This window comes from Mucilaginibacter sp. GW821-FHT07G05, from assembly GCF_059418565.1.
In genome coordinates this window covers 85,682-108,283 of sequence record NZ_JBWKQC010000002.1, presented here as the reverse complement: position 1 = coordinate 108,283, position 22,602 = coordinate 85,682, and the positions used below count along the sequence as shown (strand labels likewise).

The window sequence follows — 22,602 nt, the reverse complement described above, 5'->3', positions numbered from 1 at the left end:
TAAATAATTACCTATATATGAATAAATTGATTAAACTGATGCTGGCCATTACATTACTGGCAGGCACTTCAACAGTAAAAGCGCAGAACTGGGATCTCCGTTTGTTAGAACATATCAACGGGCCGGTAAACCCCGGACCGGATTCCCGCTGGCGTTTCGTCACCAATACTATGGCTCCTGCAGCTGTAGCCGAACCCCTTGGTTTATTCGTTGCGGGGCAGTTGGGCCATAACGATTACCTGAAACAGCAGGCTTTGGTTGGCTTGGTGGCTATCGGTGGTTCCGTAGTGTTAAGTACCGCTGTAAAGGGAATTACCCAGCGTGAGCGCCCTTACTTAGCCCATCCCGACCTGATCACCGGTAAGCAGGGACCAACAGATTATAGTTTCCCGTCGGGGCATGTCAGCGTGTCTTTTGCTACGGCTACCTCACTTAGCCTGGCCATCCCCAAATGGTATGTGATTGTTCCGTCTTACACTTATGCAGCGGCGGTAGGCTATTCGAGGATGTATCTCGGCGTTCATTACCCAACAGATGTACTCGGTGGGGCAATACTTGGCACCGGCACGGCATACCTTACCTACAAAGCCAATCAATGGTTACGCAAAAAGTATACACATCACCCGAAAGTATCCAATGAATAGTAATACCATCCGCATGCGAAACATCAAAATAATTATCATCCCGGTCAGATACTGTGGCACAATGAGCCGGGCACAGGAATCCTTACTGCATCTTAAAGACGACCTTTGCGATCTTCTCCTGAAAAACTCACCCTTGATATTAACGCAATAAGTATGTGGTGGATCTATGCTTTGTTATCTGCATTTTTTGCGTCTTTAACCGCCATTTTTGCTAAGATCGGCGTAAAGGAAGTTAACTCTGATTTGGCAACTGCTATCCGTACAATAGTGATCCTGGTTGTTGCCTGGGGAATAGCCATGGCGCGTGGTGAGCTGAAAGGCATTGGCGAGCTCACTAAAAACACTTGGATATTTTTGGGTTTGTCCGGCCTCGCAACAGGTCTTTCCTGGATATTTTATTACCGGGCACTACAATTAGGGAAGGTTTCGCAGGTAGCACCGGTTGATAAACTTAGTGTAGCGCTAACGATCATTTTGTCGGCTGTGTTCTTAAAGGAGGTTGTTTCGGTTAAAGCTGCGATAGGTGCGGTTTTAATTATTGGTGGAACGCTGGTATTGATCTTTTAAATGATGCACATGAATTTAATTTTCAATTCAAAAGCAAGTCTGCTTTTGCTTTTTATAATGAGTTTATCCGTAATGCTGGCTACCGTTTTTTACCCGTATGATAAAGCGCTCGTTATACATTTCAATGCGCAGCGAAATGATTTTTGGGATACGGTGTTTTTAACCATTACCAATAGCGCAGGAATAATCTCCTATGGTACAGTTGTAGTTTTGTTTTTCGCATCAATTTTTATCAAAAGCCGCACCATTAACATCAAATTTTGTACCATTGGAATAGCCGGTATTGTTTCAGGCTTAACGGTATTACTTGTTAAGTCTGCTATAACACGGATCCGTCCTTTTCACCTTTTTTCTGTGATTCATCCACTGGGCCCGGGAGGAGGTTGGTCGTATCCATCCGGTCATACATCGGATGCTTTTTTTCTGGCTGCGATTTTAAAGCTGGTATATCCGGAAAGAAAGATTCTTTTGAGTACCTGTTATTTTTGGGCTGTACTGGTAGGCGTTTCACGCGTTTATCTTGGCGTACATTATCCTTCTGATGTATTAGGGGGAGTGGCAATCAGCAGCGCCTCATCATGGGCCACATTTACGGTGATTTCCTTATTTATCAGCCGCAAAGCGTTAATTAAATAATTCCACAAGTAATATAACGCAATTAAATTATAGGGTTAACTCCACTAAATCAAAGTTTGCGGCATGTAAATTTTACTTTATAGGGGATTGAAAGCCATATTTCAAGCTGAAAAGGTTAATCATTAATCACGAGGCTGATAAGATGTGTTGTTTAATCAGATGTACGGTGGTTTCATTGGAAGCCAAATAGGATTATAAATGATGTTGATGTAACAATTAATCGTTGGCTGATGAAACAAATTCGTAAGGATATGCAACATACGCGAAAGTATTACTGCTATTAATTAACGTGTTTTGATCCTTTGGGGCTACAGGAATACTAACCGCACAAAAACCCGAAAACAACACTTCCTATGAATTATTTTAAAAAAACACAGTGTGCGCAAATTATTTTCGCGACCCTTGTATTGCTTTTTTCGGCCTGCCAAAAAAACAAGAGCAATCCGCCTCCTGACAAAAGCGACACCACAAAAACAACGCCGGTTGATACTACAACTCCTCCGGTAAGTGTTACCGGCTGTAAACTTACCCAGGAGTATTATAAAGCACAGAGCAATACTCCCCTGCTTTATAAATTCGAATACGATGCTAATAATAACCCTTCAAAAATAACTTCTTATAACAACGGTGTTTTGAATAGGGTAGAAACTGTACAGCCCGACTATATGTTATTCAAAGAAGGCACCTCAACTGCTTTATATTTGGGAATTAAGTACGATACCAAATACCTCGAAAAACAACCGGGCAGCTATCATATCAGTACAGCATCAGCCAACGACTGGATCATAGGGCTATTTACATATGATACCAAAGGCCGTTTATTAACCGTTACCGGCGGGTATTCGGAAAACGGTGTATTTTCAGGTACCGCAGCTACAACGGCTACTTTTTTTTATGATGACAATAATGACGTAAGCAAAATCACTTATACCTACATGGGCAAAGTAGTAAAAACCTACACTGCTAAAGGATACGACAATCATCCCACACCCTTTCACAATATTAAAAACAGCTGGTTCCTGCAACATGATTTCATGGTTTTTTCAACAGACTATGACCAGATGCGTTACATGTTCGAACGACAAAGCGTGCATAATATACTTGGATTCAAATATGTTGATACAGGCCAAAGTTCTTATTACACCGAAGATTACAAATATACGTATGACGATAAAGGTCAGCCAACAGAGCGGCAGGCCTCTACCAGCCGTGACGGCCAAACATCAACAGGAGGGTTTATTGATAACTGGACATATGAATGTAAATAGTGAAGTTGATTTTTACATTGAGGGGCGTATACAGACGCTTTACCAATCCCATAATCACAAATCATCCTAAAAACTAAAACCGTCTCATAATTGATTTATGAGACGGTCCGTTATCCTTTATATTGTATTCGTCCAGGCCTTGGCTTGGCTGTCCTTCAGCATATCCTCCACAAATTGTGGGAATACATTGCGAAACTTGCCGGTTTCTGCCGGAATGACCCTCACCATTTCGTCGATCATATCCTGCGGTACCAGTTTCCAATCCGGGGAGTCGATTTGCTTGTTGATGGATGCGTGCAGGTCGGCCTTCTTGGTGAAGTTCTTTTCATCATCAAGCCAGCGAAATGAAGTTTCCAACATAGTTTCGTTAAAGCCGGTCAGGAAAGCGCCCGGATTGATGGTTTGTATTTGAATACCATATTTCCTTACCTCTTGCTGCAGCGATTCAGCCATGGCTTCCACCGCATGTTTGGTGGAACAATATGACCCGAAATGTTCGGGTAAGAACAAGCCTCCCATTGAAGAAAGGAAAACTACCTTCCCTTTTTTCTTTTCCTTGATAAATTTGGCTATAAATTTTTGCGCCAGGTTCAGCGGTGCGTAATAATTGGTTTCAAAATTCTTGTGTACCAAATCAATCGGCATTTCGAATAAGGGACCGGTTTCGCCGATACCCGCGTTATTCACCAGTATATCTATATCCCAGCGAAGGGCGTTACCTACGTCGTATTGGTCGAGAACATCCAATCTTTCAACCCGCAGATTGTTTTCCAGGCCCAGTTCCTTTGCTTTAATACGCAGCGCGGTGGCCTGCGGGTAGATGTGTACACCGGCAATCACATTGAAGCCTGCTTGCGCAAGGCCGATAGCTGTTCCTTCCCCTAAACCGGAACCCGCTCCGGTGATCAGAATTGTTTTACTCTTTGGCATGATGCTAAAATTTAATTATTTGATTAGATATTTATGCGGTATACCCGCGGATCAAAAATCGAGGGAATGCATCTATGATTAAAATCAGCGTGCTGATATCAGTCATTACTTAACTAATCATTAATTAAAAAACAATGTGGTTATGCAATTGCGAAGATATTATACCGGCTCACCATAGCTTACCAGCAGAATCAAAGGCTGTTAACATCCATCAACTGGAAATAAAAAGAGGTAGTATCTATTATGTGGTTTGGTTTTTAAATAAACAGAGCGGTAAAATCTTCCATGAGCAGAGTATCGCCTTACGGCCAATAAGCCGGCAGTATTATTTTTTTGGCAGGCATGTCAATTTATTGGGTCAACGGTTGTGCCTGGATCTGGGCAATTTTTACAGGAAATTTCAAAAAGACGGTCAGTCCATTATTATTTTCGATATGAAATGATCCTTCAAGTTGTGCTGTTAGCCCTTCCAAAAGCGTAATTCCGAGTGTATTTATATCTGAGAGGCTGAAACCCATCGGCAATCCTACGCCATTATCACTGATCTGTACCTCTATGAACATTTCTACCCATTTAACAAGGATAGTGATAGTGCCCGATTGATCATCCGGGAATGCGTATTTCAAGGCATTGGTTACGGTTTCATTCAAAATGATGCCCACAGGTATCGCTTGGGAAACATCAAGAATGATATCATCAACCTCACATTCTATCGTGATCTTGTTATTTTTGTAATTTAAGGAATCGTTTAACGAATGAACTAATTCTTTAATATATAATGAAAGGTTAATATCTGTAATATTATCGGTTTTGTATAACTGATCATGAATAAGCAATATCGATTGAACCCTGTTCTGGCTTTCCAAAATGGCTTGCTGCGCACTTTCGTTAGACAGGTAAACGGATTGTGACGCAAGCAGGCTCATCACAATTTGCAAATTGTTTTTAACCCGGTGGTTTACTTCTTTAAAAAGCAGGTCTTTCTCTCCAAGGAGTTGATTTTTGTCTGATATAAGGTTTTTAAGGGAAATATTTTGCTGATCGATCTCAGATTTCTGTAGTAACAACAGTGCATTACTGCGTTGCTTTAGCCGGTACCGGCTATAAATAAGCGAGGTAATAATCAGCAGTAAAACCGTTCCGCCAATGGTCACCTTCTGAATGAGTTGGTTGCGTTTTAGCTTAACATCGTTGATCAGCGCATCCCTGGTGAGCGAGTCGATATGCCTGTTTTTTTCCAATGCCTCGTTTTCAATATGTAATAAGGAGAGCTGATAAGCTTTTGAAACATTATCGATCGAATCTTTGATCTGCTGTTCCTTAAGAAAGTGCGCCAGGGCAGACTTTTTATCCCCGTTTAGCGAAACCAGCTGGTAATAGCGATATTCGGCAGTTCTGATACCTGCTGCATAATTTAGTTTATGTGCCATGGTGGCATATAACTCTGTATAATGGTAAGCCTTTTTTACCTGGCCCGTTTCAGAATAATAGTAAGCGAGCGCGTTATGAACGTTCATTAGTTCTTTAACATTCTCCGGATAGGTCTTCGGCAACAAGGCTTCCAACTCATTCACATATTGTTCAGCTTGCTTAAAGCGCTTTGCATAGGTCAGGTTATTTAAAAACTCTATGGTTAGCGCTAAGTTTTTCAAAAAACCGCCGGGCCGGCTTTTCACATCATTGAGTACAGCTAATGCTTTGGCGAGCTGGTTAGTACGGGTGTATGCCAGGGCCAGCGCGAAAGATCCCGACCGGACGAAGCCCTCCTCATGATACCGTTTGGCCATATCAACGGCCTCTTTCGAATAGGGAATTGCCCGGTGATAATCCTGTTTCTTAATATAGGAAGAAGCAATAAAATAATTGATAACGCACACTTGCACGGTTGTATCATTAACCTCCCTGGCGGTTTCACGAGCCAGCAATGTGTATTTTAGCGCGTTATCGTAATCGCCTAACTTATATGAAGTTCGGCCAAGATTCCAGTAAATCCCTTCTACAGTTCTCCGGCTTACACCTTTTCCCAGGTTCAACGCTTCGAAAAGTAATCTGAGTGCGTCTGTGGTGCGGTCCTCCTGAAATAGCAGGTCTGCGTTTACGGTCAGCATATCGGAAAGCAAATGGAAGTTCCTGTTTTTTCTGAATATAGCGATAGCCTTATTATTATATAAAATCCTGTTCCGAAGTTCGGCCGGGATACCTATATTAAAGTGCTTGGAGAGCATATGATATGACCTTGCCTCTCCATCACTATTATTGTGCTGCCGCGAAAAAGCGAGGGCATTCTCAGCAATCTTTACACCGGTTTTTCCATCGCCCTTGTCATAAAATATTTCTACATTAAGCAGCATCGCATTAATAATTCCAAAGTGATAGTTAAGCCGGCGACTAAGCATATTAGCCTCCGCAGCAAACCTTATCGCCGAATCAATGTCCTTTTTTCCTTTTGTAGGTTTTGCAAGCATTAAGTGCCCTAAGGCAAGCTGTAGCTGTACCTTCGTCGTATCGTCGGTACTTGTTGCCAGTTTCTGTCGTAATACGGGCATAGGCAATTCATCCAGATTACTGGTTTGTGCCAGTGCCGATATGGCCAGTTGAAGCAGGAATATGCATAAAAATGCGCTTCTCATATAGGTTTGTTTCGAAGTTTCCGAAGCTTTTATACCCGAATATAATATAATAACGACTTAAGTGAAAAATGCGGGATCAGCAGACTTCCCCTCATCTACTCTCAAAGTATTTCTTGCAAATATATTTAAACACTTCCGCTTATCCATTCTATTACGGCAGATAGCTGTAAGCCTATTCTCATTATAAGTACTCTATAAAAATACTGATAATAGTTATAATTTATATAATAGAATAGATGCCTGATATAACAATAGTTGGCTTACCGGAATTGAATATAAATCATTATCGTTGCACTGCTATAAAGAAAATCTTTCCCCCGCAACATTAGCATTATCGTATTAATATCAATCATCATTTTTCTGATATACGCGAGTTAAACAGGCTCCTTAATTTTGACCTTATCAGCGCCGGACGACTTCTCCCGGCCCTGTCACAAAAAAACTTATGGAACCAAAAATTGGAATATCATCAGAAAATTTAGCTGCTGTCGCGATGAAACTCAGCAGCATTCTTGCCGACGAATTTGTGTTGTGCACAAAAACAAGGCGCGCGCACTGGAACGTAGAAGGATCTGATTTTCACAGTAAGCATATCTTTTTTGAAGGGCAATATGCACAACTGGACGAGATTGTTGATAGTGTGGCTGAACGAATAAGATCACTCGGCCATTACGCCCCGGCTACTTTAAAAAACTTTCTTGACCTAACTCATTTTTCAGAAGTGATGCATGAAAAGAATACCGGCAGGGGATTCGTTGATGAATTATTGAATGACCACGAAAGCCTGATCATCAAACTCCGCGAACTTATCAACCATTTTGCCAACGATCTTAAGGATTCAGGGACCAGTGATTTTGTGACCGGGTTAACGCAAACACATGAAAAAATGGCCTGGATGCTCCGGGCACACCTGAGCTAAAAAATGCTTGGGGGGGGAGCGATGGCCTACATCAGGTTTGATTATAATTTAACCTGACCAATAATCATATTATAATACAGGATGTACTTATTTGGATACCATGGAAAACAACCTAAAAGACGATACTGTTCTTGAACATATTACTAAACTTACTGAACGCGAAGAACATCTATATGCGAAGGCAAATATTACAGATGCCGACGTAAAAGAATTACATCATATCAAGTTAGAACTTGACCAATACTGGGATCTTTTGCGTCAGCGCCGCGCCCTCCTTAATGCCGGTCAAAACCCCGACAGCGCGCGAATACGCCCGGTTGACCAGATTGAACATTATAAAGAATAGCCTTACAGCCTAACACGCTCCGTCTGGGATGCCCGGTAACCAATAACAGGCATTGGAAAGACAATTTGCCATCTTCAACCAGAGAGAGATCTTCTTCAAGCGCCCGTAGCAGCATTATTAATGTTTTAATAAGCTATACCCCATATACTGCTGAATGCGATGCGATCAGCAATAACAAGGATCGTCTTTAAAATAAGAGTAATCAATTAAATTATAAAACTATGTCTATCAAAAAACTAATTCCGGGTAAGTTAGGCTTTGGATCAGCTCCTCTGGGTAACATGTTCAGAAACATCCCTGAAGAGGAAGCATTAGCCACTGTTAAAGCCGCCTGGGATCAAGGCATACGCTATTACGATACCGCGCCTTTTTATGGCGCAGGCTTAGCCGAGATCCGTTTGGGCAATATCCTCTCTCAGTACCCGCGCGAAAACTATGTGATCAGCACCAAGGTCGGCCGCGTAATTCTTGATGAAATTGAAGACGTTAGCGCCAGGGACCTGGGTGAAAAGGGCGATATATTTAAATACGGCCGCCCTAATAAAATGGTTAATGACTATTCCACCAGCGGCACCTTACAATCAATTGAAGATAGCCTGAAACGGCTTCAAACCGATTACCTTGACATTGTATGGGTTCATGACGTTTCGCAGGATTTTTATGGAGATGAATGGCTAAATAAATTTGAAAGCGCCCGCACCGGCGCATTCAGGGTACTTGACCGCCTTCGCGACGAAGGCGTTATCAAAGCCTGGGGCCTGGGCGTTAACCGGGTAGAACCTATCGAAACCATTTTAAATTTGGAAAGCCCTCATCCTGATGCCTTTCTGCTTGCCGGCCGTTATACCTTACTTGATCACAGCCTTGCGTTGCAGCGGGTAATGCCGGAAGTATTTAAGCGAAACCTAAGCATTGTGGCAGGAGGCCCCTACAGTTCTGGTGTGCTTGTGGGGGGTAAGCATTTTGAATATGCCCCGGCTTCTCCGGAGATCCTTAACAAGGTTATTAGTATCAAAACCATCGCAGATAGCCTTGGAGTAAGCATGAAATCGGCCGGCTTGCAGTTTTCCCTGGCTAACCCGGCAGTGGCTGCCGTAATACCCGGCGGCAGCCGGCCAAGTCATATAAGGGAAGATATTGAAGCCCTTAACGCGATCGTTCCGGACGAATTCTGGCATCAATTACGCTCTCAAAAATTAGTTGATCCTGCCGCACCACTTCCTATCGACAACAGAATATAAGAACAATTAATCAAGATCCAATATGGCAAAAGCATCTGCATCTATCGAGATCCCGATTGAGGCCGACAAGGTATGGCAACTGATTGGCGGTTTCAACGCGCTGCCCGACTGGTTACCTTATATTCCGCAATCAGAATTGCGGGAGGGCGGAAGAGTAAGGCACCTCGTCAATCCTGACGGAGGTATAATTATTGAGCGATTAATGATTTTCGACGAAACAAAACGCAGCTATACCTATCATATCTTACAGGCGCCATTCCCGGTAAAAAACTATTTCTCTACCTTACGGGTTAGCCAAAGCGCTGATGGGCACGGTGCCGTTATCCAATGGTTTGGAGAGTTCACACCTGTGAATGCTACAGAACAAGAGGTGTCTGCACTATTTCAAGGCATTTACGAAGATGGGCTTAAAGCGTTGAAAGCGCATTATGCCAATTGATACAATGGTTATTTTGGAGCGGTGAAGCCAATTAAACACAAGAGTTCGCTGATGCCGAATTCTTGTGTTGTTTTATATAAGATCCTCTCCGCAACCTTTCCTTTTTTGGCAGTAACTCTCCTGAAAGACATGCCTCTATCCGCTGTTCACACAGGAATGATGAACATTGAATTATAGTCGATCATCTTACTTTTTGTGTTAAATATCATTGAAAGCTCAGTAGTTAGAGTTCACTTTTATGCGGAATAAATATCAGACAAATTATCGACTCAAAATCGCCTAAAAGTTCCGCACTCGTTTTTAAGATAGCTCATATATTATTGATTTGATAACTCATATCAGTAAACTGATATACAGAACATCTTACCTGCAACGACATTTGTTTTAGTAAAAACGCTTTCGGGAAGAGTTGAATTTCTCTCAGATATTCCAACCCAAATTGTGAAATAGAAACATAAAAACTTAAGAAATAATACTTATGAAAACCAACATTGCCGCCGCCGCTTCAATTACCAGCATCGCATCTATCATGTGCCTTTCCCTTATCTCGGCCAAAACCGCGCCTGAGAAAAGCGACACTTTACCTGATGCCGAAAAACCGACCATAGTACTGGTTCATGGCGCATTCGCCGATGGCTCCTCCTGGAACAAGGTGATCCCGATATTACAGAAACAAGGGTACAAAACAATTGCCGTTCAAAATCCACTTAGCTCATTAAAAGACGACGTTGCTTTTACCGAAAGAGCCCTTGGTGAAGTGACCGGCAAAGTGATACTGGTAGGCCACTCTTACGGCGGCGTAGTTATTACACAGGCGGGCAATAATGAAAAGGTTAGCGCACTGGTTTACGTTTCCGCTTATGCCCCGGATGAAGGCCAGAGTATCGAAGATATTGAAAAGGACGCTCATGAAGTAAAGAAAATACCGGTTGTGCCGGGCCTGATCAACGCGATAGTAACCGATGGATTTATCCGTATGAGCGATGAGGATGTAATTAACCACTTCGCTCAGGATCTGCCGGAACAGGAAGCACGGCTAATTGCGGCCGGCCAGGGAAGGTTCCATGTAAGTTGCATTCAAACTAAGGTAAGCAACCCCGCCTGGAAAAATAAACCAAGCTACTTTGCGGTTGCAGAGAACGACCACATCATTTCGCCGCAAATAGAACGCGATGCGGCCAAGAAAATAGGTGCTACAACAATTATGGTGCCCAGCAGCCACGTTGCCATGCTTGCACAGCCCCAAAAGATAGCAGATCTCATACTTAAAGCTGCAACTGCAAAATAGACCGTAAGAAACAATTGCGGCTTCGCATATAGCCTATTCAAAACCGGGAATCGTACTCAAAAGAATAAAATATGGCAAAGCTTTTTGAACCGCTCGTGATTAAGAATATTACTCTGAAAAACAGGATAGTCGTGTCGCCGATGTGTCAGTATTCTGCCATTGACGGCTTTGCCAACGACTGGCACTTTGTGCACCTGGGCAGTCGTGCCGTCGGCGGGGCGGGTCTCATCATCACGGAATCAACTGCCGTATCGCCCGAAGGTCGGATCTCACCGGAGGACCTCGGCATTTGGAAGGATGAGCACATAACGGGTCTACAGCACATCACCTCTTTTTTAGCTTCGCAGCAATGCGTAGCCGGTGTGCAGTTATCACATGCCGGCCGGAAGGCCGGCACCATGGCCCTGCAGCGCGGTCATGGCAAAATACCTCCCGGTTCAGGAGGCTGGCAGGCACTTGCGCCTTCACCTATTGCCTACTCAGATGATTATCCGCAGCCTGCAGCCATGGATCTCGCATATATCGAAAAAGTGATCAGTGATTTTACCAGGGCGGCCGACCGCGCCGTACGTGCCGGTTTCAAGGTGATAGAGATACACGCGGCGCATGGTTACCTGCTACATCAATTCCTCTCTCCGCTAACCAACCATCGCACAGATCATTACGGCGGTGGTTTTGACGGGCGCATCCGGTTGTTACTGGAAATTATAGATGGCGTACGCTCGGTATGGTCAAAAGACCGCCCACTTTTTGTTCGCATGACCGGAACGGATTGGGCTGATGGCGGCCTGGAACTGGAAGATGCAGTACGAACCGCTGAAGTACTGAAGGCTAAGGGGGTCGATCTGCTGGACGTAACTACCGGCGGCCTGGTCGCACAGCAGCAAATACCGGTTGGTTTCGGCTATCAGTTACCGTTTGCCTCCGCAGTAAGAAAACGTACAGGCATGCTTACCGGAACTGTTGGCCTTATCACAGATGCCGCCCAAGCGGAAACCATTCTTGCTAACGGCGACGCCGATGTAGTTATGATGGCGCGCGAAATGTTAAGGGATCCTTATTTCCCGCTAAAAGCGGCGCCTATTGTGCATGCCGATGTGCCTTGGCCACATCAATATCAAAGGGCGAAGCCTAAGTAGATTGGCATCCTTCTCCCGAATTTAGATAATCGGCCATATTAGAAGCCAATACAGTGATATAAAAACAAATCAATAATTGTTATTTTAAATTAAACCAACCATGAAAAAGAAAATCCTGATCATCGTATCTAACGCTAACGCTATCGGTCCGCATAACAGAAGAACCGGTAACTTTTTGCCTGAAGTTGCGCACCCTTATGAGGTATGGAGCGAAGCGGGCTACCAGATTGATTTCGCTACGCTTACCGGCGATACTCCATATCTGGACGCGCTTAATTTAGCCGCAGACCCCGGTAACCTCAAGTTCCTGACCGGTAAAGGCTGGGCTGATATGCAAAAGGCGGTAAAATTGGATACGGTAGATGTGAGCCAGTATGATGCCATATTTGTTCCGGGTGGTTTAGCACCAATGGTAGATTTGCCCGAGGCTCCTTTATTGAAAAAAATAATTGCCGAAACCTGGGAACGCGGCGCGGTGGTAAGTGCCGTATGTCATGGCCCTGTATCTCTGCTGAATGTGAAGTTAAGCGACGGTTCTTACCTCGTAAACGGTAAAAATATATCATCTTTTACCACCGCCGAAGAAGATAATTACGCCAGGGAAGATGTGCCTTTCGATCTGCAAACAGCGCTGACCGCGCAGGGTGCGATCTATCATACCGTAGATCCATGGCAGCCTTTCAGCATTGCTGACGGCAGACTGGTTACCGGCCAAAACCCGGCTTCAGGCACAGGTGTGGGCGAAAAGGTAAAAGCCATACTGGAAGGCACTAATTAATAATGAGTTTATGACCGTTGCTTTTGTAAAAGCGGCGGTCATATTTTTCTTTGAACAGGCCAGGCAATCTCAGCAGGCCAATTATCTTTTTAAATTAAACTAATTCCCCAGTCAAATGGAAAATTCACCGATCCATGTTATCGCTAAATGGAAAGTTAAGCCGGGCGAGTTAACTCATGTACTTGCCCTGTTACCGGATGTTGCCAAAGCAAGCGCGGCCGAAGAAGGTAATTTGTTCTACAAGATACAACAGGACAAGTCAGACCCAAACATCCTCCTTTTATTTGAAGGATACAGAGATGAAACGGCAGCAGCCGAACATCGTAATTCCGTTCACTTTCAAAGCATTGTAGTCGGGAAGATCGTTCCGCTGCTTGAAGCGCGCGAGATTAACGTAACCACTCCCCTCATTTTTTAAAGTTACCGGTTTTCTATTATTAAAATTCTGTTATATGAGCATTGATCTTATTCAATCCCAGCGGATAGCCGAGGCGGCCCGAGATAAGGCTGTAGAGATCGGGGTTCCGATGAACATCGCTATTGTGGACGAAGGTGCCAACATCAAATTATTTATCCGGATGGATGACGCGATGCTGGGCTCCGCAGATATCGCTTTGAAGAAAGCCCGGACATCCAGTCTTTTTAACCGCGATTCCGGGGATATCGGCAAATTATCACAACCCGGCGGCCCCCTGCATGACATCGAACAAACGAACGGCGGACTGGTATCGTTTCCGGGAGGCATCGTTATTAAAGACAGCGCCAACAAAGTTATCGGTGCTATTGGCGTATCGGGCGGCGCCGTTGAGCAGGACTTCCAGGTAGCCAGTGCCGGAGCTGCCGCCTACCGGGGCTGAGCTAAGGCCGCATATATACCCTTTAACCTGTCAAAATATAATTCAACAGGTAATTTACCGGGACAGTTTCCGGGTCAATTCAACATATTTAAACACATATACATATGAAAAATCAAACCACGTATCATTTTATTGACATCAATGGAACAAACATTTTTTACCGGGAAGCAGGGCCTAAAGATGCGCCTACGCTGGTACTTTTGCACGGCTACCCGGCATCTTCACATATGTTCAGAAACCTCATCGAAGATCTGTCTGATAAATATCACCTGATTGCCGCTGACTACCCGGGTTATGGAAGAAGCGAGCAGCCCCCCATCGCGGATTTCGCTTATACATTTGATAATTACGCGGTGATCATTGAAGAATTGCTCGCTAAACTGAACATTAGCAAGTATAGCCTCTACCTGATGGATTACGGCGCTCCGGTAGGCTGGCGGCTGGCCGCTAAATACCCGGAAAGGATTGAAACGCTGATTGTTCAGAACGGCTGCGCCTACGCTGAGGGGCTGGAAACTTTTTGGGACCCGATCAAAGCTTACTGGAAAGATAGGAATGACAAGCAAGCCGAAGACACTTTACGCACATTCCATAATCCGGACGGATTAAAATGGCAATACACACATGGCCTCGGTGATACTTCCGTGATCAGTCCCGATAACTGGGAAATAGACCTTCGTCACCTGGAAAGACCGGAGAACGGGCAAATTCAGTTAGACATGTTTTATGATTACCGGACAAACCCGCCGAAATATCCGGAATGGCAGCAATACCTGCGCGATCATGATCCGGAGATGCTCATCGTTTACGGTAAAAATGATTATATCTTCCCGGTGAGTGGTGCTGAAGCCTATAAAAAAGATGTCAAAAACCTGGAGTATCACCTGTTCGATGCGGGTCATTTTGCCCTGGAAAGTCATGGCATAGAGATCTCGGCAATCATAAGGGATTTTTTAGATAGAAAAACCGGTAAATAATTGCCGGTACTTGATTCATCCACACTACATATCTGTCCCCATCAAAAATTAGTGCTAGGGTTTGCCGATGGATATATCTGTGTTAGCCCGGATCATTAAGTCGGCTTTACAAAAGAAGAATGAGCAAAGCAGCGAAAAACCTTTGCTATTTATCAGTTAATTTATTTCTGCTAATTATATAAAATTAACCTTTGACCGCGATGCAGGAACCAGCTCAAGACACTGACATTTACCCGGCGACAACAGAGTTAACCTTGCCGCAGGCACAACCCTATCCCTATTTGTTTAATATCATACTGGGTATGTCATGCGCTCTGCTTATGTTTCAGCTCTATCTGATAGCACCTTTAGTTCCGGTATATACCCGGGAGTTCCATTCTTCGCTAACAGGTATGGCTATTCCGGCGTTCGCTATTCCCTTTGCTATGGCTGCAGCAGCAATGGCTTGGTTCACTACAGCGCTCAAAAAGCCCGACAAATGGTTCGCTTTCTCATTGCTCGCACTCAGCGTGGGTTCTCTGCTGCTGAGCAGGGTCGAATCCTGGGAGGGCTTTCTCCTCAACAGGGCATTAACCGGTTTCGGCAGCGGCACCATGTTGCCGGCGGCCCTTATTATGGCCAGCAGATCGGTTGACAAAAAAGGGGCGTTTACCAACCTGGCCGTGATCATTTTCTTTTTAGCAACAGGGATGACATTCGCGCCAAGTACAGGAGGCTGGCTGTACAGATCACTGGGCTGGCGTTATTTATATCAGGTAATCGGAATTGCAGCGGCGTTGCTTTGGCTGGCCTACGTGATTTTTGTAAAGCGAAACCATCAACCTGTTTACCGCGTGCAACGTTCGGCTAAAACAGATTCCGGCCTTCAGACCATTTGGAAAGCCCGGATCATTTACAGCTTCGTTTTTATATCAGGTGTATTCCATTCTGCGGTGTTCGTATGGATCATTTATTATTTCAGCACACAATACGCGCTGGATGAATTTAGCATCGCGAACCCGCTGATCATCTTCGGGCTTCCGGGCCTAACGGTCACGATGCTCATGTTCCGTTATCATCTGGATTCCAAGGTGATTCGCATACTTTATTCCGGACTTCTCCTGACTATAGCGGGCCTTTTTGTAATGTTGGCAGAGCTACCGCTATGGCTGGCCGATTGTTTACTGGCGATCATGTCGGTCGGGTACTGTTTTTCGCAACCGTTATTCATCGGAATACTTAAACTTCCGTCTGCGGGCGTTGCTGCCGGCAAGCTCATTGCGCTCGGGAGCGGAATACTTTTTGCAGGTTACGGAACCGGGCCGCTCATCATGGGTACGCTGCTCGGTACAGGCCGGCCTATTCCGATCCTGTTCCTGGTTGTACTGGTAACCCTAATGGCGTGGCTTTCACGCAGGATATGGCGCATTCCGGAATTGCATCACCGGTTACAAAGCATACGCGGCGCCACACCCTTAGCGTTAAACAAAGATGGTTCTGCCGGACATTAATTTTGAAGAAACAATAATTTTTACCACTATGAATTATAGTCAACTGGCTTTTTCCGATGCGGCCAAGGTTTTGCAGGAACAATATGGTAGCCGGCAAATGTACCAGCAAATTGAAAAGAAGCAGGTTGTAGAGGGGCTTACTGCGAATGAGGAGCTTTTCATCGCCAACCAGGATCATTTTTACATGGCCAGTATAGGTATTAATGGCTATCCTTACATACAGCATCGCGGCGGCCCGCCGGGCTTTGTCATGGTATTGGATGATCATACGCTGGCATTTGTAGATTTTACGGGGAATAAGCAATATATCACAGCCGGTAATATTGAAACCAACCCTCATGTGTCACTGATCATGATCTCGTATCCACATCGTGCAAGATTGAAATTGTACGCCGAAGCCCGGATCGTTCAATTAAGTGAAGACCCCGCACTGCTTGTAAAAATAGACCCGCTAAACTATAAACACCGGCCTGAACGCATGATTGTGTTGGACATTAAAGCCTATGACTGGAACTGCCCGCAGCATATTACGCCGCGTTATACCACTGAAGAGATAGATAAGGCATTTGCGCCGCAACGCCGATATGTAGCTGAACTGGAAGAGGAAAACAAAAAAATGAGATCAACCATCGAAGAATTTAAAAGAAATCAACAATGATCACTCTATACTACTCCCCTAACGACAAATTGATAGCCAGCTGGAAAGAGCGCCTGGACAGCTTATCCCTCAAATACGAACTGATCGAGCAACATCCGCATACGTTGCCGGTCCTCACAGATGGAAAAGAACGGGTGGAAGGCATCCCGGCTATTGAATCATATTTAGACCGGCTGGAGCAATTTGTAAAAGCCTGGTATGAAGACCGCTGTGACCGTTACGATTTTGACCCTGATGCTGCCCCAGGCACTACGCCATAAAATATTGATAACAGGTATCATATTTTTGTGTCCATTTATATAGCAACGGATTCCAGATCTGCATATACAGGCCAGTTTTTTGATAAAATGGTTTCAAGCTGCTTAATTTCTTCGGGATAGGCTGTATTTTTCCGCTTACCAAAATGGATGGTATTTTCAACCGGAGGGCTACCCTCCCATGCCAGCTTGATCACGTTGTCGGCAATTTCTTTCCTGCATAAATATTCGGGAACTACAGCGAAACCTTTGTTATTGGAAAGGCACCGCAGTATTGATCCATAATAAGGTACAACATAATTCGGGCGTAAACCAGGTAATGTATTAAAGCATGCCGACCAAAACCTTTTCAAATGTTCCATATCAGCGGCTGTGGTGTACCATATTTGGCCGGTTAGCCAGTCCTTAACCGCCGTTCTGTCATCATTTATCAATAGCTTTTCCAATTCAGTAGTATCCGTTTTACCGCCGCAAATCAGAATGATCTTTTCTTTTGTGAACGGCGTATATTCAAGGTTATGCTGTGTACCTTTTTGCGGAGTTAAGATAAGATCCAGTGATCCGTTGTTCAGCTCCTGCAACATTTGCGGGTACTCACCGAACCTGGTGATCAAATTGAATGGCAATTCAGAAACATGGGCTTCAAGCATGTATTGAAATATCTCCATAGACATACCCACGCTAACCGTTGGCTTCTCTGCCTTTGATTTGCGGTGAAAGATATTTTCGGCCTCTTCAAGTTTATTCATATGCTCAAGAATAAAATTATAAAGCATAGTTCCTTTATCGGTCGCCATCATCTTTCGTGTATCCCGGTCAAATAAACGGTAACCTGTGTAAGCTTCCAGCGAACTTAAATGCAGACTAACGCCGGGCTGAGAAATACACAAGGTGTGTGCAGCAGCCGAAAGCGTACCCGCCTCGTAGGTAACTTTAAAAGTTCTGAACCATTCCAAATTTATCATAGTGTGTAAATTAAGCGTTTGCGTAAAATTATTGACCCTATATTCGGGCCATGGTAAAACGGTAGCATTGTAAATTATGTAATAGATTACAGCGGGTATTTGAGTGTAAATTATGTTTTCATATCATTTTATTTAGATTTACGTGCAATGGCGGCGAGATCGGACTAAACGGCAAGGCGCTCGTCCAGCCAGTTCAGGATATCCCTGACGATGATGCTATTATATTTATCGTGAAGCAAATCGTGGTAATGCCCCTCGTATAATTTCAGTTGTTTATCCGGTGAAGATGCATGCGCCATAAAATATTCGCTGCCGCCGGGCATAGTGGCCCGGTCTGCCGTACCGTGCATAATAAAAAGCGGCAACCTGATCTCTGCCATCTTCTTTTTCAATAACTCATTTGCAAGCAGTAATTGCTGCATACTTTTAGCCGGTTGTTTTTCGTCACGAACCAGTGGATCATTATCCATTTTAAGAACAAAAGCCGGATCACGCGAAAAATATTTGTTGTGTATTTTCACCAAACGAACGTGCGGAATAATACTTCCAAACAATTTCATGGCCGCCAACGCAAATCCCGGCGCAGGCACCTGAAATGCGAAGCTTTCGCAGATTAGGCCGCGCAACTTGTCCTGATGGAATAATGTATATACCGAAGCGAAAACCCCGCCCGCGCTATGGCCAAAAAGCACGATCGGTACATTGGGGTGGGCAGTTTTGATGATCGTAAGAAATTGATCGATGTCGGCCACAATGTCCATGTAGTCGGGAATATAATATCGCTCGCCGTCGGACTGGCCCCGACCGACAAGATCGAGCGCATATACTTCGTAATTATTTTCGTTAAGCTTTAGCGCAAAATTCCGGTAATACGCGCTGTGGGAGTTCAGTCCGTGAACAATCAGAACAATGCCCCTAAGTTTGTTACTATTTATCCAGTTCCGGAAGAATATTCGTTGCCCGCGCGGGTTAGTGAAGGTTGAGGTTCTTTGTTTTTCTGATGTATCCATGCATATGACTATGTCAATTGCATGCCACTTGAGCAAAAAACAAAGCGCTTTCCTATTTATTATTTTAAATATTTCATTTTCAACGCCTTAAATCAAATAATAAGATCCGTTATATTGCTGTTTTCTGTGTATGCTCCGAAATTATCGGAGTGGCCGGTTATTGCCCCCTTATATTTCGGATAATTTCACTCCCTGTATGTAGCCAAGAAATTGCCGGCCGGGTTATAAACCACCCGCCGGATTCAAAAAATCTCCCCGCCGAATCCCTAACCTGGCCATTTTTGATTCAAGGGTTGTCGGTTTAATATCCAATAATTCCGCGGCTCCGCCGCTACCCCTGATGCGGCCTTCGGTTCGTTTCAGGATAGAAATAATATAATCCCGTTCTGTTTCCCGCTGAACATATTTCACATCATCATATGTATTAAGCCTAACCGGCCCTGCTGCTGTGATGCCATTTTCTGTAAGGTTTTGTTTTAATACTAATTCAGATCGCCCGTCATTAAGAATTACGGAACGTTCCATAACGTTTTCCAGTTCACGAATATTTCCGGGCCAGTCGTAAGCCTGCATTTCTGCCAACATAGATTCGGCAATACCAATAAATTGCTTATTAAACTCCGCACAATACTTATTTGCAAAGTATAACGCCAACGCCTTGATATCGCTTTTCCTTTCTCGCAACGGAGGCATGGTGATTGGGAAAATATTAAGGCGATAATACAGATCCAGGCGGAAATTTCCGGCAGCGATCTCTTTTTCAAGATTACGGTTGGTAGCTGCAACAATCCGTACATCTATCTTTTTGGTAACGCTGCCCCCCACATAGGCAAATTCCTTTTCCTGCAAAACACGCAGCAGCTTCACCTGCATATCAAGCGGCAACTCTCCAATCTCATCTAAAAAGATACTTCCTCCTGCAGCCTGCTCAAATTTCCCCTTTCTTTTTTCAGTAGCGCCTGTAAAAGCGCCCTTCTCATGCCCAAAAAGTTCTGACTCTACCAAAGCAGCGGGAATAGTGGCGCAGTTTACCTTTACAAAAGGTGCCTTCTCCCGCCCCGAAAGCAAATGGATACACTCCGCGATCCGCTCCTTTCCGGTTCCACTTTCGCCAAGTATTAACACAGAGGAATTGTAGGGTGCTACTTGTTTGACAAGATCAAGCGCGGCTACCAAAAGCGGATGCTTGCCTACGATACAATCAAATTCCGGAATTTGCGATGCCGGAACGATGGCACGATCCGGTTGTGCGGATGGCTTGACCATCGGCTTAGCTTCTGCACCAAAATATTTTTCTGATACATCCTTAAGGTGAATTTGCAGCCGATTTAGCAAAGCGATATGTTCCTGATTATAAATACCTCGCTGGCGGCTGTAGAAGAAATAATTGACCTGTGTTTTATTATTCAATACTACGCTATAGATAAGATTCGACTCTATCTTGAAATGATCAAACAACTTCTTCTCCATTTCACTAAGCTTATCCATACTATTGTAGATGCCGGTGTTATAGATTAAAGAATTTCCGTTACCGGTAAGCGCACCTCTTTCAAAAAAATAATTGGGTGTTAAGCCAACAATAGCTATCAGTTCATCATTCCCCATTACCTGATATTCTTCCAGTCCGGTTCGCATAAATCCAAACCCGGTACAATTTTCGCCTTTCAGGGGTTTTCTCCCCGATACGATCAAATCATTCGGCACATAAGGTTGCAGTAAGTGAGTGATCTTTAAAATACCTTTCACAGGATCTGAAACCTCATTGCTGATATCTACCAGTTGCTCTTGCAGCAGTTGTTCCCGGCGCAGTTTTGATTCAACACTGTTTTTATGACGGTACGTCGCTATATCCAGTGCTACAAGCACATCCTTCTCTCTGAACGGTTTTACCAAAAACCCGTAAGGTTCGGTAGCCTTAGCTTCTTCAAGAATTTTTTGACTTGAATTGGCCGAAAGGTAAATAAAAGGTATTTGGTGTGCCTTAAGCGTTTGGGCAAGATCTATCCCTGTCCGTTTACCGCTTAAATGAATATCCAACAGTACGATATCCGGTTTATATTTTTGAATGGCAGCTTCGGCCTCATCAGCCGACGTAGCGATCGCACATACTGCATGCCCGGCCTGTTTAAGAACCAGGCGCAGGGCATTGGCTACTACAAATTCATCTTCAACAATCAGTATTTTACTACTCATATTAATTCTCCTATTTGATGTGCCCGACTGATCAAACCATCAATTATTTAAAGTCTTAAATTTAAGCGTAATATGGACACCATTATCAGTTTCTATATCAAAATCACCATTCAGTTGCCTGGCCAGTCCCTGCATCAGGTCAAGGCCGAGTGAGCTGTGCTTCATGGTATCAAATCCCTCGGGAAGCCCAATTCCGTTATCAGATATTTTCAGTTGCAAAATTTCCGACTCTATATGCTGCAATACAATTATTACAATCCCCTTCTGTTCGTTTAAAAACGCATATTTAATAGCGTTTACAATGCTTTCAGTAACGATTAGGCCCAAGGGGATAGCCTGCGTTACATCAAGGTTCAATTCCTCAATATCCTGCTCAAAGACGATTTTATTCTCGGTATCAAAACTCTCGTGCAGGTACCTCACCAGGTCATTAATGTATTCAGTCATCGCTATTACCGACGTATTTTGATCCTGATAAAGTTTTTGATGGATCAGCGACATCGCCTGCATACGGCGAAGACTGTCATTAACAGCCAATTTGGCTGCGCCGTCTTCCAGGTAAACCGATTGCGAATAAAGCAAACTGGTCACCATCTGAAGATTGTTCTTTACACGATGATGAACCTCCCTGAGCAACCATTCCTTTTCCTTTAATAGCTTGTCCCTATCCGTGTTGGCCTTTTCCAAATAGGTGTTCTTCTGATCCAGTTCCTTCCGGCTGGCTTCCTGTTTGCGATTGGCTCTTTGTTTGCTCACATAGAGAACGATCAGCAAGAGAATGATGATCGTTAAGAGCATGGAATCGGCCAGCGTTATATTTTTTGTTTTATTTGCCCCGGCCGCCCTGATCTGATCATAACTAAAAGCTGAATTAGTAAAAATTACACTTTTTTGCAGACCTCCAATTGCCGGCAGATATCGCTTTTTAACAGAGTCGATTTTAAACAGGTTATAGTAACAATTTCCAATCCCCGCAATGTCTATCTCAGAAATAAGCGCTCTATCCTGCAACAAAAGTTCCCGGGATTTTTTAATATTACCGATAATGCGGTAAAAACCGGAGATCCGGTAAAGGGTGGATGGAAATTCAACATGGATATACTCCAGCGGAAAATGCTTAGCCATTGCAACAAACTCACTATAAATATTCTCAGCAGATTGCCTACTTTTTAGATTTTCGCAGGTTAGCCCGTATTGCGCGGTGATAAGGGCCAGCAGGCACTGCCTGGGCACGTTACTATAACCGCCTGTATTAGTATAACCATGCGCCTTTTTAACATACAGCAGCGAAAACAAGATGAGGCACAAGCCGATTACCCTTAATTTTAAGCCAGTAGCCTGCAGTTTCAGCTGATTATAATATTTCATAT

Annotated in this window: 23 protein-coding genes; 17 read left to right on the top strand and 6 right to left on the bottom strand. The window is 44.1% G+C overall.

Features of this window, described 5'->3' with window-relative positions; translation table 11 throughout:
- Positions 1–17 precede the first annotated feature (17 nt).
- From AC07NA_RS04835 to AC07NA_RS04820, 4 genes are all read left to right on the top strand, one after another.
- Positions 18–644, top strand: a complete 627-nt coding sequence (locus tag AC07NA_RS04835) for a phosphatase PAP2 family protein (protein ID WP_494896152.1) — start codon at positions 18–20, stop codon at positions 642–644.
- 153 nt (positions 645–797) lie between these two features.
- Positions 798–1,211: an EamA family transporter gene (locus AC07NA_RS04830; protein ID WP_494896150.1), complete on the top strand. Its 414-nt coding sequence runs from the start codon at positions 798–800 to the stop codon at positions 1,209–1,211.
- A 9-nt stretch (positions 1,212–1,220) separates the two neighbouring features.
- Complete coding sequence (locus AC07NA_RS04825; protein ID WP_494896149.1) at positions 1,221–1,847, top strand: phosphatase PAP2 family protein; 627 nt, start codon at positions 1,221–1,223, stop codon at positions 1,845–1,847.
- Between the two features lie 353 nt (positions 1,848–2,200).
- Entirely contained in the window at positions 2,201–3,115 is a 915-nt protein-coding gene (locus tag AC07NA_RS04820) for a hypothetical protein (RefSeq protein WP_494896147.1), read from the top strand.
- A 117-nt stretch (positions 3,116–3,232) separates the two neighbouring features.
- Here the strand turns inward: AC07NA_RS04820 and AC07NA_RS04815 are convergent, their stop codons facing one another.
- Complete coding sequence (locus tag AC07NA_RS04815) at positions 3,233–4,045, bottom strand: SDR family oxidoreductase (RefSeq protein WP_494896145.1); 813 nt, start codon at positions 4,043–4,045, stop codon at positions 3,233–3,235.
- Positions 4,046–4,395: 350 nt separating this feature from the next.
- Positions 4,396–6,675: a histidine kinase dimerization/phosphoacceptor domain -containing protein gene (locus AC07NA_RS04810; RefSeq protein WP_494896143.1), complete on the bottom strand. Its 2,280-nt coding sequence runs from the start codon at positions 6,673–6,675 to the stop codon at positions 4,396–4,398.
- Positions 6,676–7,120: 445 nt separating this feature from the next.
- On the opposite strand from AC07NA_RS04810, the gene AC07NA_RS04805 reads away from it, so the two are divergent.
- The 13 genes from AC07NA_RS04805 (at position 7,121) to AC07NA_RS04745 (ending at position 17,067) form a co-directional block, all read left to right on the top strand.
- Positions 7,121–7,594 carry a Dps family protein gene (locus AC07NA_RS04805; protein ID WP_494896141.1) on the top strand — a complete coding sequence of 158 codons (474 nt, stop codon included), beginning with the start codon at positions 7,121–7,123 and terminating at the stop codon, positions 7,592–7,594.
- A gap of 100 nt (positions 7,595–7,694) precedes the next feature.
- Positions 7,695–7,940, top strand: coding sequence for a DUF2630 family protein (locus tag AC07NA_RS04800; protein WP_494896139.1), 246 nt, complete (start codon positions 7,695–7,697; stop codon positions 7,938–7,940).
- 221 nt (positions 7,941–8,161) lie between these two features.
- Positions 8,162–9,181 (top strand): aldo/keto reductase, encoded by a 1,020-nt coding sequence (locus AC07NA_RS04795; RefSeq protein ID WP_494896137.1) that lies wholly within the window; start codon positions 8,162–8,164, stop codon positions 9,179–9,181.
- 22 nt (positions 9,182–9,203) lie between these two features.
- A complete protein-coding gene (locus AC07NA_RS04790) occupies positions 9,204–9,620 on the top strand; it encodes an SRPBCC family protein (RefSeq protein ID WP_494896135.1) in 417 nt (138 codons plus the stop codon).
- Positions 9,621–10,098: 478 nt separating this feature from the next.
- Complete coding sequence (locus tag AC07NA_RS04785) at positions 10,099–10,908, top strand: alpha/beta fold hydrolase (protein ID WP_494896134.1); 810 nt, start codon at positions 10,099–10,101, stop codon at positions 10,906–10,908.
- Positions 10,909–10,979: 71 nt separating this feature from the next.
- Entirely contained in the window at positions 10,980–12,047 is a 1,068-nt protein-coding gene (locus tag AC07NA_RS04780) for an NADH:flavin oxidoreductase/NADH oxidase (RefSeq protein ID WP_494896133.1), read from the top strand.
- A 100-nt stretch (positions 12,048–12,147) separates the two neighbouring features.
- On the top strand, positions 12,148–12,825 hold the full coding sequence (locus AC07NA_RS04775) for a type 1 glutamine amidotransferase domain-containing protein (protein ID WP_494896132.1): 678 nt from the start codon (positions 12,148–12,150) through the stop codon (positions 12,823–12,825).
- A 115-nt stretch (positions 12,826–12,940) separates the two neighbouring features.
- The gene (locus AC07NA_RS04770) at positions 12,941–13,243 is read left to right on the top strand and encodes a putative quinol monooxygenase (RefSeq protein ID WP_494896131.1); all 303 of its coding nucleotides are present in this window, start codon (positions 12,941–12,943) and stop codon (positions 13,241–13,243) included.
- 34 nt (positions 13,244–13,277) lie between these two features.
- Positions 13,278–13,682, top strand: coding sequence for a GlcG/HbpS family heme-binding protein (locus tag AC07NA_RS04765; RefSeq protein WP_494896129.1), 405 nt, complete (start codon positions 13,278–13,280; stop codon positions 13,680–13,682).
- A gap of 104 nt (positions 13,683–13,786) precedes the next feature.
- A complete protein-coding gene (locus AC07NA_RS04760; protein ID WP_494896128.1) occupies positions 13,787–14,659 on the top strand; it encodes an alpha/beta fold hydrolase in 873 nt (290 codons plus the stop codon).
- Between the two features lie 200 nt (positions 14,660–14,859).
- Entirely contained in the window at positions 14,860–16,149 is a 1,290-nt protein-coding gene (locus AC07NA_RS04755) for an MFS transporter (RefSeq protein ID WP_494896126.1), read from the top strand.
- 28 nt (positions 16,150–16,177) lie between these two features.
- Complete coding sequence (locus AC07NA_RS04750) at positions 16,178–16,807, top strand: pyridoxamine 5'-phosphate oxidase family protein (protein WP_494896124.1); 630 nt, start codon at positions 16,178–16,180, stop codon at positions 16,805–16,807.
- Positions 16,804–17,067 carry a hypothetical protein gene (locus AC07NA_RS04745; protein ID WP_494896122.1) on the top strand — a complete coding sequence of 88 codons (264 nt, stop codon included), beginning with the start codon at positions 16,804–16,806 and terminating at the stop codon, positions 17,065–17,067. The genes AC07NA_RS04750 and AC07NA_RS04745 overlap by 4 nt, the downstream gene beginning before the upstream one ends.
- A 35-nt stretch (positions 17,068–17,102) precedes the next feature.
- Here AC07NA_RS04745 and AC07NA_RS04740 read toward each other — a convergent pair whose 3' ends face one another.
- The 4 genes from AC07NA_RS04740 to AC07NA_RS04725 all read right to left on the bottom strand — a co-directional run bounded on the left by AC07NA_RS04740 (position 17,103) and on the right by AC07NA_RS04725 (position 22,600).
- Positions 17,103–18,029, bottom strand: coding sequence for a LysR family transcriptional regulator (locus AC07NA_RS04740; protein WP_494896120.1), 927 nt, complete (start codon positions 18,027–18,029; stop codon positions 17,103–17,105).
- 164 nt (positions 18,030–18,193) lie between these two features.
- Positions 18,194–19,039, bottom strand: coding sequence for an alpha/beta hydrolase (locus AC07NA_RS04735; protein ID WP_494896118.1), 846 nt, complete (start codon positions 19,037–19,039; stop codon positions 18,194–18,196).
- A 222-nt stretch (positions 19,040–19,261) separates the two neighbouring features.
- Positions 19,262–21,232, bottom strand: a complete 1,971-nt coding sequence (locus tag AC07NA_RS04730) for a sigma 54-interacting transcriptional regulator (protein ID WP_494896116.1) — start codon at positions 21,230–21,232, stop codon at positions 19,262–19,264.
- A gap of 39 nt (positions 21,233–21,271) precedes the next feature.
- Positions 21,272–22,600 carry a sensor histidine kinase gene (locus AC07NA_RS04725; protein WP_494896114.1) on the bottom strand — a complete coding sequence of 443 codons (1,329 nt, stop codon included), beginning with the start codon at positions 22,598–22,600 and terminating at the stop codon, positions 21,272–21,274.
- Positions 22,601–22,602 lie beyond the last annotated feature (2 nt).

What these genes read in the sequence shown, in the direction of transcription:
- AC07NA_RS04835 (WP_494896152.1), top strand. Translation starts at nt 18, where the DNA reads ATGAATAAATTGATTAAACTGATGCTGGCCATTACATTACTGGCAGGC.
- AC07NA_RS04830 (WP_494896150.1), top strand. Translation starts at nt 798, where the DNA reads ATGTGGTGGATCTATGCTTTGTTATCTGCATTTTTTGCGTCTTTAACC.
- AC07NA_RS04825 (WP_494896149.1), top strand. Translation starts at nt 1,221, where the DNA reads ATGAATTTAATTTTCAATTCAAAAGCAAGTCTGCTTTTGCTTTTTATA.
- AC07NA_RS04820 (WP_494896147.1), top strand. Translation starts at nt 2,201, where the DNA reads ATGAATTATTTTAAAAAAACACAGTGTGCGCAAATTATTTTCGCGACC.
- AC07NA_RS04815 (WP_494896145.1), bottom strand. Translation starts at nt 4,045, where the DNA reads ATGCCAAAGAGTAAAACAATTCTGATCACCGGAGCGGGTTCCGGTTTA.
- AC07NA_RS04810 (WP_494896143.1), bottom strand. Translation starts at nt 6,675, where the DNA reads ATGAGAAGCGCATTTTTATGCATATTCCTGCTTCAACTGGCCATATCG.
- AC07NA_RS04805 (WP_494896141.1), top strand. Translation starts at nt 7,121, where the DNA reads ATGGAACCAAAAATTGGAATATCATCAGAAAATTTAGCTGCTGTCGCG.
- AC07NA_RS04800 (WP_494896139.1), top strand. Translation starts at nt 7,695, where the DNA reads ATGGAAAACAACCTAAAAGACGATACTGTTCTTGAACATATTACTAAA.
- AC07NA_RS04795 (WP_494896137.1), top strand. Translation starts at nt 8,162, where the DNA reads ATGTCTATCAAAAAACTAATTCCGGGTAAGTTAGGCTTTGGATCAGCT.
- AC07NA_RS04790 (WP_494896135.1), top strand. Translation starts at nt 9,204, where the DNA reads ATGGCAAAAGCATCTGCATCTATCGAGATCCCGATTGAGGCCGACAAG.
- AC07NA_RS04785 (WP_494896134.1), top strand. Translation starts at nt 10,099, where the DNA reads ATGAAAACCAACATTGCCGCCGCCGCTTCAATTACCAGCATCGCATCT.
- AC07NA_RS04780 (WP_494896133.1), top strand. Translation starts at nt 10,980, where the DNA reads ATGGCAAAGCTTTTTGAACCGCTCGTGATTAAGAATATTACTCTGAAA.
- AC07NA_RS04775 (WP_494896132.1), top strand. Translation starts at nt 12,148, where the DNA reads ATGAAAAAGAAAATCCTGATCATCGTATCTAACGCTAACGCTATCGGT.
- AC07NA_RS04770 (WP_494896131.1), top strand. Translation starts at nt 12,941, where the DNA reads ATGGAAAATTCACCGATCCATGTTATCGCTAAATGGAAAGTTAAGCCG.
- AC07NA_RS04765 (WP_494896129.1), top strand. Translation starts at nt 13,278, where the DNA reads ATGAGCATTGATCTTATTCAATCCCAGCGGATAGCCGAGGCGGCCCGA.
- AC07NA_RS04760 (WP_494896128.1), top strand. Translation starts at nt 13,787, where the DNA reads ATGAAAAATCAAACCACGTATCATTTTATTGACATCAATGGAACAAAC.
- AC07NA_RS04755 (WP_494896126.1), top strand. Translation starts at nt 14,860, where the DNA reads ATGCAGGAACCAGCTCAAGACACTGACATTTACCCGGCGACAACAGAG.
- AC07NA_RS04750 (WP_494896124.1), top strand. Translation starts at nt 16,178, where the DNA reads ATGAATTATAGTCAACTGGCTTTTTCCGATGCGGCCAAGGTTTTGCAG.
- AC07NA_RS04745 (WP_494896122.1), top strand. Translation starts at nt 16,804, where the DNA reads ATGATCACTCTATACTACTCCCCTAACGACAAATTGATAGCCAGCTGG.
- AC07NA_RS04740 (WP_494896120.1), bottom strand. Translation starts at nt 18,029, where the DNA reads ATGATAAATTTGGAATGGTTCAGAACTTTTAAAGTTACCTACGAGGCG.
- AC07NA_RS04735 (WP_494896118.1), bottom strand. Translation starts at nt 19,039, where the DNA reads ATGGATACATCAGAAAAACAAAGAACCTCAACCTTCACTAACCCGCGC.
- AC07NA_RS04730 (WP_494896116.1), bottom strand. Translation starts at nt 21,232, where the DNA reads ATGAGTAGTAAAATACTGATTGTTGAAGATGAATTTGTAGTAGCCAAT.
- AC07NA_RS04725 (WP_494896114.1), bottom strand. Translation starts at nt 22,600, where the DNA reads ATGAAATATTATAATCAGCTGAAACTGCAGGCTACTGGCTTAAAATTA.